The organism is Haloarchaeobius litoreus, assembly GCF_024495425.1.
In the GTDB taxonomy this organism is placed as follows: Archaea; Halobacteriota; Halobacteria; order Halobacteriales; family Natrialbaceae; genus Haloarchaeobius; species Haloarchaeobius litoreus.
On the sequence record NZ_JANHJR010000003.1, the window covers coordinates 285,215 to 298,807 of the forward strand.

Genomic DNA, 13,593 nt, shown 5'->3' on the forward strand with positions numbered 1-13,593 from the left:
CCACGACCCGTCAGCCGACGAACACCGCCAAACCAAACGCATTTCCCCGTTCCTCCCTCAGTATCTCGCAATGGTCTCCACCCTGTGGCTGGGTATCGCCGGCTTCGTCCTCTACTGGATGCTGGTCTGGGCGGCCAAGAAGGAGGACCTCCTCCCGTCGTACGTCTCGACGCAGGGACCGATCCTGCTGGTGCACACGAAGCGCGGGCGGAAGTTCCTGAACTGGCTGGCCCAACCGAAGCGGTTCTGGCGTGCCTGGTCGAACATCGGCCTCGGCATCGCCCTCGTGGTGATGTTCGGCGCGTTCCTCTTCCTCCTCCAGGGCGCGATCCTGACGATACAGAACCCGCCGGCACCGAGCGCGGTGAACCAGCCCCGCAACGTGCTGGTCATCCCGGGCGTGAACGACTTCCTGCCGGTGGCGGCAGCACCGGGCATCCTGTTCGGGCTGCTCGTCGGGCTGGTCGTCCACGAGGGCGGCCACGGCCTGCTCTGCCGCGTCGAGGACATCGAGATCGAGTCGATGGGCATCGGCCTGCTCGCGGTGCTGCCGGTCGCGGCGTTCGTCGAGCCGAACGAGGAGAACCGCCGGAAGGCCTCCCGCGGCGCGCAGTCGCGGATGTTCGCCGCCGGCGTGACGAACAACTTCGCCATCACCGTGGTCGCGTTCGCGCTGCTGTTCGGGCCGGTCGCGGGCTCCATCGGCGTCGCGAGCGGCGCGCTCGTCGGCGGCGCGCTCCCCGGCTCGGCGGCAGCCGACGCCGGCATCGACGGCGGTGACCGCATCACGGCGGCCGACGGGACACCCGTCGAGAACAACAGCCACTTCCAGGAACTCGTCGACGAGCAGAACGCCAGCCGGCTCGAACTGGAGGTGAACGGCGACCGGACGGTGACGATGAACCGCAGCGTGCTCGTGACGGGTGCGCTGACCGACGGCCCGGCCAACCTCTCCGCGGGCGATACGATAACTGCGGTGAACGGGACGGCTGTCTCCACCACACCAGGCTTCGAGGACGCGGTCCGTGCCTCCCCGGGCCCGGTGGCGGTGACGACGAAGGACGGCGAGACGAAGGAGTTCGTCGCCGGAGCCTACCTCCGGCCCATCGAGGGCGAGCCGCTGGCTGAACAGGGCGCACCGGCCGGCGAGAGCGTCGTCGTCACCCGGTTCGGGGACACCCGCGTCATCTCGTACAGCGAACTCGGCGAGGCGATCGACACCGCCGAGCCCGGTGAGTCCGTCGAGGTCGTCCTCTACGACGACGGCGAGCGCGCCAGCTACGACGTCACCCTCGGCACGCAGGAGGACGGCAGCAGCTTCCTCGGCGTCGCACCCCTCGCCAGCGGCGTCAGCGGGGTGACCGTCGACGACGTGGGGCTGAACTACTACCCCGCCGAGTCGTACCTCGCCATCCTGGGCGGCGGCGACCAGTCGATGCTCAACTCGTTCGCCCAGTCGTTCGTCGGCAAGGTGCTGTTCGTGCTCGTCCTGCCCATCGCGGCCGTGATGCCCGGCGGCGACTTCCCGTACAACTTCGCGGGCTTCATCGGCGAGATATCGAACTTCTTCGTCGCGAGCGGCCCGCTGGAGTTCCTCGGCGCGGGCGTCCTGTTCGCGCTGGCGAACGCGCTGTTCTGGACCGGCTGGATCAACGTCCAGCTCGGGGCGTTCAACTGCATCCCCGCGTTCCCGCTCGACGGCGGCCACCTGCTCCGAACCTCGACCGAAGCCGTGCTCTCGCGGCTGCCGGTCGAGGTCACCCGTCGGCGTGTGAGTGCAGTGACGACGACCATCGGCGTGACGATGTTCCTCAGCTTCGTCGTGCTGGTCGTCGGGCCGCAGTTCTTAGCGGGTTGAGGGCTGTGCGCGGACGTTAGCGCCTGCGTACCTGCCCGTCAGTGACCCCGGCGGTCGTGGAACTCGCTCGAACCACGAACAGCCACGCGGCCCCGGCGGGCTACGCTCCCCGTTCGCAGTCGCGGTTCTCGCTCGCTAGCGCTCACTCCGAACCGCGCACTGCTCGGCACGCTCGCCAGCGTGAGAGCAAGCTCTCACTGGCCATCGGAATCGCAAGCGATTCCGAGACAGCCGCGCGCCTGTCGGCTGGTTGGACGACATCGCCAGCAGGAAAGTTTACATTAGACGTAAACTGCGATGGCCAGTTACTCCTCGTCGAGGTCGATGCCGTGGTCCCCGTAGAACTCATCGGGGGTCGCGTCGATGCGGTCGAACTCGTCGCTGTAGTAGTGTTCGTGGTGGCGGATCATCTGCTCGACGATCCACGCGGAGAACGTCTCGTCGAAGCGCCACTCGCCCTCGACGGCGGGCACCTCGAAGCGGTCGTCGCAGGAGAAGGCGACGTAGACGTGGTAGAACCCGAGGATGACGTCGGCGAACTCCTTGGCCTTCATCGCGGAGTCCTCGCGGCGGCTGTCGAGCTCCTCGAACCCGTCGTCGGTCAGTTCGAAGTACTTGCGGTCGGGTTCGTCCTCGCGCTCGATGCGTTCGGCCCAGCCCTCGTCCTCGAACTTGTAGAGGATGGGGTAGACCGAGCCGTAGGAGGGCTCCCAGTGGCCACCGCTGAGCTCCCGTATCTCCTTGAGTATCTCGTACCCGTACCGCGGTTTCTCCGCGAGCAGTTCGAGCACGAGATAGGCGATTAGTCCCTTCGGTGGACCGCTTTTCCGCATTGTCGCGTGGTACCCGCGGTGGACGTGAAAGGGTTTCGATACTGAGGATGGCTTGCCAGCTTCTCGGTCGCGTCACGCCATCGTCTCCCGACCTGCGACGAATCAACACGTCCTTACCGGTCCTCTCCGAACGCTCGGCCATGCAGCGACGCGAACCTCCGGTGACCGAGGAAGGCTGGTACGCACTGCACGACTTCCGGACCGTGGACTGGGACGCGTGGCGCGACGCGCCGGAGCGGACGCGCGAGCGTGCCGTCGGGGAGGGCATCGCGTTCCTCGACACGCACAGCGACCCCGAGACGGGCGGGACGGCGGTGTACTCCATCCTCGGCCACAAGGCCGACCTCATGGTGTTGCACCTGCGTCCGACGCTGGACGAGCTGGACCAGCTCGAACGCGGCTTCGAATCGACGGAGTACGCGGGCTTCACCGAGCAGACGGGCTCGTACGTCTCGGTCACCGAAGCCTCGGGCTACACCGAGCGCGCCCGGGAGTACTTCGAGGGCGAGGTCGACGACGACTCCGGGCTGGCGCAGTACATCCAGTCGCGCCTCCACCCGGACATCCCGGCCATGGACTACGTCTCCTTCTACCCGATGTCCAAGCGCCGGACCGGCGAGGACAACTGGTACGACATGCCGTTCGACGAGCGCGCCGAGCACATGGCGAGCCACGGCGACATCGGCCGCGGCTACGGCGGCAAGGTCCAGCAGATGATCACGGGCAGCGTCGGCCTCGACGACCACGAGTGGGGCGTCACCCTCTGGGCCGACGACATGACCGACGTGAAAGAGCTGCTGTACGAGATGCGCTTCGACCCGTCCACCTCCCGGTTCGCGGAGTTCGGCCAGTTCTACACGGGCCGGCGGTTCGAGCCGAGCGACCTCCCGGCGTTCATGGCCGGCGAGGCGGTCCCGGCCGAGGAAGGCGGCCATCACCACGGCGAGGCCGGTCACGACCACGGCGACGCGCACGGTGAAGGCGGCAACCACCACGGCGAAGGCGACGCGTCCCCCCACGACGACGAGGCCGAACGACCGGCCACCGACCACGGCGCGGACGTGCGCTCCGCACTCGAGGAGGATGGCGTCTACGGCGGCCAGCCCCACGGCGAGGACGTCTACGCGGTCGTGCTCTACTCCGACGCCGACCCCGACGAGCTGTTCGACGAGGTCGCGGGCCTGCGTTCGAACTTCGAGCACTACGACTCCCACGTGAAGACCGCCGTGTACCAGTCCGAGGGCGACGCCCCCGCCGCAGTCGCGAGCGTCTGGCAGACCCAGTCCGCCGCCGACACCGCCAGCGGCTTCCTCTCGGACCTGCCCGGCATCGTCCGCCAGGCCGGCGACGACGCCGACGCCGACACCTGGGGCACGATGGGGATGTTCTACACGACGAAGCCGGAGAAGCGCGCGGACTTCGTCGAGAAGTTCGACACCGTCGGCGAGGTCCTCGGCGACATGGAGGGCCACATCACCACGGACCTGCTCGCCAACCGCGAGGACGAGAACGACATGTTCATCGCCTCGCGCTGGGAGTCCCAGGACGACGCCATGGCGTTCTTCCGGTCGGACGCGTTCTCGGACACGGTCGACTGGGGCCGTGACGTGCTGGCGGACCGTCCGCGCCACGTCTTCCTGGCCTGACCGGCACGCCGGGGACGACGGAGCCGTCGCCGAGACTGCGGAGTGAAAGTGAAATATATCGAGGGGAATTCGCCCGCAGTCGGGGACACTCCACCGGAAAGAAAGGGGTATCGGAAGCGTGTTCCCGGTGAACACGACGACCACCCTTCGGCCGCGCCAGTGGGGGGAGCCTGCGCGGCCGGAGGGTTCGTGCGGACCCGAATCGGTCACGCTCTCGCTCGACGGTGTCCGGCCGTCGGAACCGAGAGCAGGAGTAGCGTGCACCCCGATACAGAAAGGTAATCGCCCGTTTTCGAGGGGAATGGACCGATTAGCGAGCGGCAGCTACGTCGCCTGCTTGTCGATGTCCGCCGCGTCGATGTCATCGCCGCCGACCGACGAGCGGAGCACGTCCATCCCGTCGTCGCGGTCGATACCGAAGTCGTCGGCGTACAGGTCGGCGACGCGCGCGACCTCCTCGTCGGTGAGCGGCGGCACCTCGCTCGCGGCTGCCCACTCGTCGATGTCCGCCGTCGTGCGGAACGTCGGCGTGACCGTCGCGACCTCGCTGTGCGAGAGTAGCCACTGGATGCTGGCCTGGGACATCGTCCGCTCGCCGTCTCGCTCCAGGAACCGCAGCGCCTCGACCTTCTCCCAGCCCGTCTCGTACCACTCGTCGGGCCGGTAGGAGCGGTGGTCGTCGTCGTCCAGTTCGGTGTCCGGCGTGACCTGCTCGTTCAGCAGACCGGAGGAGTGCGGGACACGGGGGATGAGGCTCGTCGACGAACCAGTGCGCTCGATGGTGTCGAGGAAGTGGCCGCCGACCTCCTGTTCGAGCACGTTCCAGACGAGCTGGAGGGAGTCGAACTCCTGTTCGATGGCCATGTCGCCCTCGGCGAGCCAGCCGATGGAGGGCCCGAGCGCCCAGCCGACGGCATCGACGAGACCCTCCTCGCGGAGCTCGTCGAGGACCTCGAGCACGTCCGCGTCGACCTCGTCCACGTTCGCGTTGTGCAGCTGGAGCACGTCGATATGGTCGAAGCCGAGGCGGTCGACGCTGCGCTCGGTGGCTGTGCGGATCCACTCCGGTGTGATCTCCTTCGGGAGCTCGCCGTGGCCGGCCTGTGGGTTGTTGTAGAAGTCGTAGCCGATCTTCGTCGCGACGGTCACCTCGTCGCGACGGTCACCGAGGGCCTCGCCGACGAGCTCCTCGCTGCGGCCGTGGCCGTACACGTCACCGGTGTCGAAGTAGGTGATTCCCTGGTCGTGGGCGTACTGCAGCATCTCGACCGCCTGTTCCTCCGTGCGGTCGCCCCACCAGTCCGTGCCGACGACCCACGCGCCGAAGCCGATTTCCGACACCTCGACGCCCGAGTCACCGAGTTCGCGGTACTGCATATCCCCGGCTAGGGAACGGTGGCACTTAGCGGGTGTGTTTCGTTCTCGGCGCGCGGGAACGGTCGCCTCGGCTCGGCCTCCACCAGGTCCGCGTCGAACGCGAACACGAGCGCGACGGCGGGGACGAGCGTTAGGACGACCGTAACCCCGGGAACTGCCAGTGCTTCTTCGGCGCACGGGTCGTCGCCACCGGGTCGTGATATCGGGTCGAGCGACCGTATCGCCCCGACGCCCTCCCGGTGATGCACGGAGTTCGGACAACAGAAGGTCCATACGGCTGCCCGCCGAATGGGCGGGCATGACGAAACGGCACGTCTCGCTCCCGGCTGACGCGGAGGCCGGTGTTCGGGCGTTCATCGACGAGGTCGACGAGCGACTCTCGTCCGACGAGGACACCTGTACGGTCGTCGAGGAGACGCTGGTCGACCTGCACGGGGACCGCGACGCGTACGAGCGCTGGCAGAACGACGCCGAGGTCTCGCCGGCCGAGCGCGTCCGCCTCCAGGGCTACGACCCGTGCAACACCACGCTGGAGTCGGAGTACTACGCCGAGAAGGACGAGGAGCGGTTCGTCCGCTCGAAGCACCTCCAGTGGCTCTGGCGGCAGTTCGACGCCACACCGATGGCCGACAACGTCGAGTTCGCGCTGCGCTTCCGACGGATGCTAGCTGGTCATCTGTTCGAGGAGTGCGGGGAGAACTGCCGGTTCTTCAAAGGGATCTCGTTCACCTACGGCCACAACATCAGCGTCGGCGACAACGTCGTCGTCCACGACGACGTCCACCTCGACGACCGCGGGAAGCTGACCATCGGCGACCGCGTCTCCATCTCCGACGACGCCCACATCTACAGCCACGACCACGACATCGTCGACCAGACCGCGGTCTCGAACTACCACACCATCGTCGAGGACGACGCCCGCGTCACCTACGACTCGATGGTCCGGGCGGGCTGTCGCATCGGCGAGAACGCCGTCGTCGGCGCGAAGAGCATCGTCGGCAGCGACGTCCCCGACCACCACGTCGCCGTCGGCCAGCCGGCTAAGAGTGTCCGCGTCAAGCCCGGCTGGGAGGAGATCGCCGAACCGCTCGACGACGCCAACGTCGACCGCCGGGACGACCGCGAGCTCGCGTACGAACTGCCCGAGGACCTCGACACCTTCGACGAGTTCGGCCGTGACCTGTCGCCCCCGAAGTAACAGGTTTTTACTCTGTCGTGTGAAAGGTCGGGGTGATGAAGCGTCGTCGCCTCCTCGCCACGGTCGGTGCTGGCCTCGCCAGCGGCGTCGCCGGCTGTCTCGATCCGCCCGGTGACGGCGAGCAGACGCCGATCGACGAGGACGCTCCCCTGCGCCTCGAACGCGTGCGGATGCGGCTCCAGACGCCGTGGGGTGCGTCGTTCCACCCCGAAACCGGGAGCCTCTTCGTCACGGAGCGCCCCGGCCGGGTGGTCAGGGCGACCGGGAACAACCTCGGGCCGGTCGGGGACCTGACTGGAGACACGGCCGCCTACGGGCAGGCCGGCCTCCTCGGGCTGGCGTTCGACCCCACCGAACCGACGGACCTCTACGTCTACCAGACGTACGACGGCGAGAACGGCCTACGGAACCGGGTGCTCCGGCTCGACGCCAGCCGACAGTTCGCGGTGGATTCGGTCGTCCTCGACGGGATACCGGGCAACACCGTAAGCAACGGGGGCCGGATCGCGTTCGGCCCCGAGGGCGCGCTCTGGGTCACGACGGGCGACGCCGGCGAGCCCCAGAACGCCCAGTCTCGGGTCTCGCTGGCCGGGAAGGTGCTCCGGGTCACCCGGGACGGCGAGGCACATCCCGACAACCCGTTCGACTCCCCGGTGTACACCTACGGCCACCGTAACCCGCGCGGGCTCACGTTCGCCGACGACGCGGTCTACGTCGTCGAGAACACACCCGACCTGGTCGACGAGCTCAACCGCCTGGAACGCGGCGGCAACTACGGCTGGCCCGAGGTCGCCGGGGCTGCCGACGACGACCGGTTCGTCGACCCCGTGCTCTCGTGGCAGGACCCACTCATCGGCCCCGGAAGCATCACCCACTACACCGGTCCCATCGACCGCTGGCGGGGCAGTTTCTTCGTCGGCGCGCTCACGGGGACGCATCTCCGACAGGTCACCTTCGGCGACGGCGACCCCGAGCAGCGAACGTTGTACGGCGACCTCGGCCGAATCCGGACGACGTTCACCGGGCCCGACGACCACCTCTACTTCACGACGAGCAATCAGGACGGTCGCGGCGACCCGGACCCCACCGACGACGAGATCTACCGCGTTCGGCCGCCGTGACACACCCCACCCGCCACCGTCGAACGCTATAAGTCCCGTGACACACAATGTCACAGTATGGCGAACGTCTGGGACTGGACCCTCGGCTACCTCGTCGTGTTCGCCGTCCTCCAGCTCGCCGTGTACGTCTACTACCGCCGGCAGGTCGACGACGACCCCACGCCCGACCCGGCCGGTGGTGACCCCGCGGGCGTCGACCGGGTCGTGGCGAACACGTCGGTCCGCGACACCGGAGCGACCGACAGTCGACGCTGTCCACACTGCGGCGCGTCGAACGAGCCCGACTCGCGCTACCGGTACTGCCGCAACTGCGCGAAATCGCTGTCCGGGGCTTAGGTGTTGTGGCCATTCCGGCCAGCAAACATAAGCCCAGCCCGGCGGAATCCTGTATCGACTCGAATGGAAGACACGGATTCCGAACGGTACGTCGGACGCGAGACGGTCAACGGACTCATCATCTACGACCGGGAGAACCTGGACGCCTGGATCGAGTCCGACACCACCGTCGCCATCACCGAGCAGACGGACCATCGGTCGTCGCCCTCGCGGTAGGCCACCCAGTCCCCGGTTCTACGTCGCTCACGTTCCGGAGCCACGGCTGTCCCGTCACCGAGATCGACGGCGTCAGTGGGACGACGCCGGTGTGGGATCAGTACGCGCCCCGGAGCTCCGGTTCGAGCGCGAGTGCGACGGTGAACAGACAGACTGCGAGCATGCCGACCGAGCCCAGCGCGTACATCGCCCCCTCGAACGACCACGCGAGGCCGAGTGCGGCCAGCGCGAACAGCGCCAGACCGACCACCAGTCGAACCATGGTCGGGAAGCGCATCTCAGTCCCCCTCCGCACAGTCGAGCAGGTCCGCCGGCTCGACGTCGAGGTCCTCGTGCTCGATGTCGTCCCACTCGACCGCGACGGTGGCACGGATGGTCGCGAAATCGTTCCCCGAGTAGCCACGTGCGAGCTGTGGCCACCGCTCCGTCACGGTCGAATCGGAGAGCACGTCGAACACGAGTGACTCCCCCGTCTGCTGCGTCTCACCCGCCGCAGGTGGATCGATACCCCCAGTATCGGAGTGTACGTTCTGACTCACGGCCTTCCAACTCCCCGGCCATAACATTGATACCGGATGACATAGCTAACCACCGATTACCTCAACGGACTGTCGGGTGTAAGCGACCGGAGGCAGATAATGCCGTCTTCAATTCGTCGTCCCCTCCCGGGATTCCGAGCGGCAGGAAGCTGTTACGGGGTGATTTCGAACCGATTCCGATGACCGTTCGCCACAGGCTCGAAACCACAGGTTTCTCGCGTTCAATCGGGGCCTGTAGAACACGGACGGGGGCACCCCTCTCGTGGCGACCGCCACGGTCGTTCGCTCGGCAGAACATGCGCCGTCCGGGAATTGAACCACGGTCGCTCGCTTCGCTCGCTCCCTGATTCAATTCCCGTTGGCGATGCTGTCTCTCACTTCGTTCGAGACAAGCATGCGCCGTCCGGGAATTGAACCCGGGCTAGTGGCTTGGGAAGCCACTGTCCTACCACTGGACCAACGGCGCTCGGTCACTCGCCGCGGTCGACATCGCTTCGCTCCGTCGACCAACGGCGCTCACTCGCAGTGATTCCATCACTTCCTTCCCCCCGATGCCACTTGAACGTAGCGTTTCGCCGGACTGGACGCTCGTCCAGTTCCAGCGACGGGCGAGGAACGTTATTGGTCCTGTACACCCAAGCGATGCACGATGATAGACCTCCGGTTCGGAGACGAGGAACTGGCCGCACAGCGTGCCCACATCGTGAGCTTCATCCAGGACGTCGTCGACGACGCGGGGGCGGACGGGGCCGTCCTGGGGCTCTCGGGTGGCGTCGACAGCACGACGACCGCCTACCTCGCCGTCGAGGCGCTCGGTCGCGAGCACGTCTACGGGCTCGTCCTCCCCTCGCGCGTCTCCAGCGAGGCGAACATGAGCGACGCCGAACGGGTCGCCGAGGACCTCGGCATCGAGTACGACGTGGTCGAGATCGGCGGCATCGTCGACGAGATCGTCGATTCGATCCCGGACGCACGGGAGGACACCGTCGCCGTGGGCAACACCGCTGCACGCGTGCGGGGCGTCCTCAACTACTACGTCGCCAACGAGGAGAACCGCGTGGTGCTGGGCACCGGGAACAAGGCCGAGGCGCTGACGGGCTACTTCACGAAGTACGGCGACCAGGCCGTCGACTGCAACCCCATCGGCAACTGCTACAAGCAGCAGGTCCGCCAGCTCGCCCGCGACCTCGGCGCACCGGAGGAACTCGCCGAGAAGCCCGCGACGGCGGAGCTCTGGGCGGACCAGACCGACGAGGACGAGATGGGCGTCGGCTACGACGTCGTCGACGCGGTCATCGCGCTGCACATCGAGGGCGGGGTCTCCACCGTCGCGACGGCCCGCGAGCTCGGCGTCGAGGAGAGCGTCGTCGGAACTGTCCGCGAACTGTACGAGAACAGCGCCCACAAGCGGTCGATGCCGCCCGCACCCGAACCGGCCGACCTGTAATCAGGCGCTCGAGTTGCTCGTCGCCACGACCTCCACCTGATCGCCCTGCTGGAGTTCGTACGTCGTCGGGTCCACCGGCTGTCCGTTGACGACGAAGCGGACCGTGTCACCCTCGCTGGTCCGATACACCGTCCCGTCGAAGGCCAACGCGTCGGACGCAGCCTCGATGTCCAGCGCCTCCAGCGCGTACTCCAGCGTGACGCCGTCGCCGTGGACGTGCCACCGCGAGCCGTCGCCGTTCTCGTAGTGGAAGTACCGCTCGCCCGTCTGAGAGACCTGGTACTGCGGTTGACTGAAGTCGAGCGTGCGCCCGTCGATGGTGACGGTCATCCCGCCGTGTTCGTGGATGGTTCCCAGCCCGACCGGCTGTTGTGGCGCGCTGTCGTTCAGCTGCCCGTTGCCACCACCGCCGCCACCACCGAGCAGGCCGACGACGACACCCCCGAGCAGGACGAGGCCGACGACGGCGACCGCGGCGTAGACCAACCCCGGTATCCCGTCGTCGTCGCCGCCCAGCGCGTCGACCCGTCGCTGCTCGATGGGGCCGAGGTCATCGCCGTGCTCGTCCCGCAGGTGTTCGAGGTACGGTTCCTCGTCCTCGAACGACTCCGAACAGTAGTCGCACTCGTGCACATCCCCCACCTGGACCCGAGAGTACTCATATTTTCCGTGTCGTCGCCCTCGAAACGCACTACCGTCGCCGCAGGTCCAGCTCCCGCGTGACCGCGGCGTCGCGCTCGACCAGCCCGCGGTACGTCGACGCCACCTCGGCAGCGCTCAGGGCGTCGTCATCGACCTCGCCCACAGGGTCGACCCGGCTCCCGATGCGGACGTAGGTGACCTGCACGTCGTCGAGCGCCGTCGCGAGCGATTTCGAGAGGCCCCGCGCCGCCGGGCCGACCGCGCCCCACTCTAGCTGCTCGGGGACGAGCGAGTCCGCGTACGTCGTCCCGCTGAATATTACCGTGCCCTCGGTCTCGCGCAGGTCCGACAAGGTGGCGTTGACGCAGGTGAGCGACCCGGCGACGCGCACGTCGAAGATAGCACGGAGTCGGTCCGCGTTCGCCTGCCCGACGGGGCGGCCGCCCCCGCCCGTCGCGTTCAGCACCAGCGCCGAGACGGGGCCGAACGTCTCCCGCACCGTGGCCATCCCCGCCTCGACGGACGCCTGGTCGGTCACGTCCGTCGGAACGGCGAGCGCACCCGCTCCGAGGTCCGCGGCCAGGTCCTCGATGAACGCCTCCGTCCGGGCAAACAGCCCCACGTCGTAGCCAGCGTCGTGGAGTTCGCGTGCGACCGCCTCGCCGATCTTCGGTCCGACACCCGCGATCACTGCGGTTCCTGTCATGTGAAGAGCCAGTGCCGACGGGCCCAAAAGCGCTCGCTGAAGCGCGGTTTGGTAGTACAGGTGTCAGGTTGGTGCCGTCACCACGAGAGGTCGGACGCGTTCTGCTCGACCAGGTCGGCGAACGCGTCGGCCTCGCGGGCGTGCTGGACCGCCTGGTCCGCGTCGTCGCGCATCCGTCGCTTCAGCACCGGCAGCGCGGCGGGGTCGTTCGCGGCGATCTCCGCTGCCACCGCCGCCGGCTCGTCGACCACGCGCGAGACGAGCCCCATCCGCAGGGCCTCGTCGGCGTCGACCGTCCGACCCGACAGCGCGAGGTCCATCGCCTCGCCCTCGCCGACGACCCGCGGGAGCCGAGCCGTCCCGCCCCACGCCCCGAACAGCCCGAGGGAGACGCCCGTCTCGGCGAACGTCGCTCGCGGCGTGGCGACCCGGACGTCGCAGGCGAGCGCCAGCTCCACGCCGCCGCCCCGTGCCGGCCCGTCGATGCCCGCGACGACCACCGCCTCGGCCTCCTCGATGGCGGTCGCGACGGACTGGCCCAGCCGTGCGAACTCGCGCGCCCCCTCGCGGTCGAGTCCCGCGACGACCGCCAGGTCGGCTCCCGCAGAGAACGCGTCGCCAGCGCCGGTGAGCAGCACTACCGGCGTCTCCGCCCCGGTCACCGCCGACCGCAACGCTCGCAGTCCCGCCTCGGTGAACGCGTTCCGGCGGGTCGGTCGCGAGAGCATCACCCGGGTCACCCCGCCGTCGACTGCCGTCTCGATCATACCTTGGCGAGTCTTCGCTTTCCAAAGGTCTTTGCCTTTCCCCCCGCTAGTCGACGGCAATGGACGAGGCCGCAACGTGCAGGCGCGCCGCCCAGGAGGCGCTCGCTGACATCTACCCCGACCGGCTCCGCGATGACATCGCGACCCGCCTGGCAGCCGCGCCGATGGCCCCCGGCGTGGTGACGCTCCGCTGCGCCCGCGCCTGCGACGACGACGTCGACGTCGAGAGCGTCGTCGACCGGGCCGCCGGCGTGCAGCTCGTCTACGACGGCCTCCGGCTCACTCGCTCGCTCGCCCACGACGAGCCCTGGACCCACGACGACGACCACACGCAGGCCAACCTCGACTCGCTGGCCGCCACGGTGCTCGTCTCCCGCGGCTTCTACCTACTCGCGCGGACCGACGCCGCCGTCACGGCCGTCGACACCGTCCGCGACTTCGGCCGCGACCAGACCGACCGCCGGCAGCCCGACGCCGACACGACCGCCCTCGACGCCAGCCTCGAACGCGACGTGTTCGAACTCGCCGCCGTCGCCGGCACCACCGCCGTCGGTGCCACCCCCACCACAGAGCTGTTCGCCCAGCTCACCGGCCTCGTGCCCACGGACGGGAGCGAGCCGCTGCCAGCGGTCGACGCACTCCCCGCCGCGACCGACCTCAACGTCGGCGCGACGGCCAACGAGACCGCCAGCAGGGCCGACGACCACGTCCGCCAGTCGGCGACGGATTCGTAGGCCAGAATCGAAACCCATTAAAACTACACCGGGCAACGATAGGATGCACTTCGGTGCCTGGGTAGCTTAGCGGTAAAGCGCGTCCTTGGTAAGGACGAGAGCGCGGGTTCAAATCCCGCCTCAGGCTTGCTTCTTCCCCGAGTCGGTTTGGTTCCTCGTGCCGGTATCCGTAG

Annotated in this window: 15 protein-coding genes and 2 tRNA genes; 9 read left to right on the forward strand and 8 right to left on the reverse strand. The window is 68.2% G+C overall.

Annotated features, from left to right (window positions below):
- Positions 1-70: 70 nt before the first annotated feature.
- Positions 71-1,858, forward strand: a complete 1,788-nt coding sequence (locus NOW55_RS13890; RefSeq protein ID WP_256400715.1) for a site-2 protease family protein — start codon at positions 71-73, stop codon at positions 1,856-1,858.
- 305 nt (positions 1,859-2,163) lie between these two features.
- Here the strand turns inward: NOW55_RS13890 and NOW55_RS13895 are convergent, their stop codons facing one another.
- Positions 2,164-2,691 carry a PadR family transcriptional regulator gene (locus NOW55_RS13895; RefSeq protein WP_256400716.1) on the reverse strand — a complete coding sequence of 176 codons (528 nt, stop codon included), beginning with the start codon at positions 2,689-2,691 and terminating at the stop codon, positions 2,164-2,166.
- Between the two features lie 140 nt (positions 2,692-2,831).
- On the opposite strand from NOW55_RS13895, the gene NOW55_RS13900 reads away from it, so the two are divergent.
- Positions 2,832-4,337, forward strand: a complete 1,506-nt coding sequence (locus NOW55_RS13900) for a heme-binding protein (RefSeq protein WP_256400717.1) — start codon at positions 2,832-2,834, stop codon at positions 4,335-4,337.
- Positions 4,338-4,661: 324 nt separating this feature from the next.
- Here the strand turns inward: NOW55_RS13900 and NOW55_RS13905 are convergent, their stop codons facing one another.
- Positions 4,662-5,714: an aldo/keto reductase gene (locus tag NOW55_RS13905; protein ID WP_256400718.1), complete on the reverse strand. Its 1,053-nt coding sequence runs from the start codon at positions 5,712-5,714 to the stop codon at positions 4,662-4,664.
- Between the two features lie 298 nt (positions 5,715-6,012).
- Here NOW55_RS13905 and NOW55_RS13910 point away from each other — a divergent pair, with 298 nt between their 5' ends.
- The 4 genes from NOW55_RS13910 (at position 6,013) to NOW55_RS13925 (ending at position 8,585) form a co-directional block, all read left to right on the forward strand.
- Positions 6,013-6,912 carry an acyltransferase gene (locus tag NOW55_RS13910; protein WP_256400719.1) on the forward strand — a complete coding sequence of 300 codons (900 nt, stop codon included), beginning with the start codon at positions 6,013-6,015 and terminating at the stop codon, positions 6,910-6,912.
- 35 nt (positions 6,913-6,947) lie between these two features.
- Positions 6,948-8,033, forward strand: a complete 1,086-nt coding sequence (locus NOW55_RS13915) for a PQQ-dependent sugar dehydrogenase (protein WP_256400720.1) — start codon at positions 6,948-6,950, stop codon at positions 8,031-8,033.
- A 57-nt stretch (positions 8,034-8,090) separates the two neighbouring features.
- On the forward strand, positions 8,091-8,369 hold the full coding sequence (locus NOW55_RS13920; RefSeq protein ID WP_256400721.1) for a DUF7577 domain-containing protein: 279 nt from the start codon (positions 8,091-8,093) through the stop codon (positions 8,367-8,369).
- Between the two features lie 63 nt (positions 8,370-8,432).
- The gene (locus NOW55_RS13925; protein ID WP_256296383.1) at positions 8,433-8,585 is read left to right on the forward strand and encodes a DUF7331 family protein; all 153 of its coding nucleotides are present in this window, start codon (positions 8,433-8,435) and stop codon (positions 8,583-8,585) included.
- A gap of 97 nt (positions 8,586-8,682) precedes the next feature.
- Here NOW55_RS13925 and NOW55_RS13930 read toward each other — a convergent pair whose 3' ends face one another.
- The 3 genes from NOW55_RS13930 to NOW55_RS13940 all read right to left on the reverse strand — a co-directional run bounded on the left by NOW55_RS13930 (position 8,683) and on the right by NOW55_RS13940 (position 9,590).
- Positions 8,683-8,862 (reverse strand): hypothetical protein, encoded by a 180-nt coding sequence (locus NOW55_RS13930; RefSeq protein ID WP_256400722.1) that lies wholly within the window; start codon positions 8,860-8,862, stop codon positions 8,683-8,685.
- A 1-nt stretch (position 8,863) separates the two neighbouring features.
- Positions 8,864-9,124 carry a hypothetical protein gene (locus NOW55_RS13935; protein WP_256400723.1) on the reverse strand — a complete coding sequence of 87 codons (261 nt, stop codon included), beginning with the start codon at positions 9,122-9,124 and terminating at the stop codon, positions 8,864-8,866.
- Positions 9,125-9,519: 395 nt separating this feature from the next.
- Positions 9,520-9,590: transfer RNA gene (locus NOW55_RS13940), tRNA-Gly, on the reverse strand.
- Between the two features lie 183 nt (positions 9,591-9,773).
- Between NOW55_RS13940 and NOW55_RS13945 the strand changes: the two genes are divergently transcribed.
- A complete protein-coding gene (locus NOW55_RS13945) occupies positions 9,774-10,571 on the forward strand; it encodes an NAD+ synthase (protein ID WP_256400724.1) in 798 nt (265 codons plus the stop codon).
- On the opposite strand, the gene NOW55_RS20820 is transcribed toward NOW55_RS13945, so the two are convergent.
- The 3 genes from NOW55_RS20820 to NOW55_RS13960 all read right to left on the reverse strand — a co-directional run bounded on the left by NOW55_RS20820 (position 10,572) and on the right by NOW55_RS13960 (position 12,686).
- Positions 10,572-11,204, reverse strand: a complete 633-nt coding sequence (locus NOW55_RS20820) for a MoaD/ThiS family protein (protein WP_256400725.1) — start codon at positions 11,202-11,204, stop codon at positions 10,572-10,574. It lies immediately after the preceding gene.
- A gap of 58 nt (positions 11,205-11,262) precedes the next feature.
- A complete protein-coding gene (locus NOW55_RS13955) occupies positions 11,263-11,919 on the reverse strand; it encodes an SDR family oxidoreductase (RefSeq protein WP_256400726.1) in 657 nt (218 codons plus the stop codon).
- Between the two features lie 77 nt (positions 11,920-11,996).
- On the reverse strand, positions 11,997-12,686 hold the full coding sequence (locus NOW55_RS13960; protein ID WP_256400727.1) for an enoyl-CoA hydratase/isomerase family protein: 690 nt from the start codon (positions 12,684-12,686) through the stop codon (positions 11,997-11,999).
- Between the two features lie 59 nt (positions 12,687-12,745).
- On the opposite strand from NOW55_RS13960, the gene NOW55_RS13965 reads away from it, so the two are divergent.
- Positions 12,746-13,420 (forward strand): DUF7114 family protein, encoded by a 675-nt coding sequence (locus NOW55_RS13965; RefSeq protein ID WP_256400728.1) that lies wholly within the window; start codon positions 12,746-12,748, stop codon positions 13,418-13,420.
- A gap of 55 nt (positions 13,421-13,475) precedes the next feature.
- Positions 13,476-13,547: transfer RNA gene (locus NOW55_RS13970), tRNA-Thr, on the forward strand.
- Positions 13,548-13,593 lie beyond the last annotated feature (46 nt).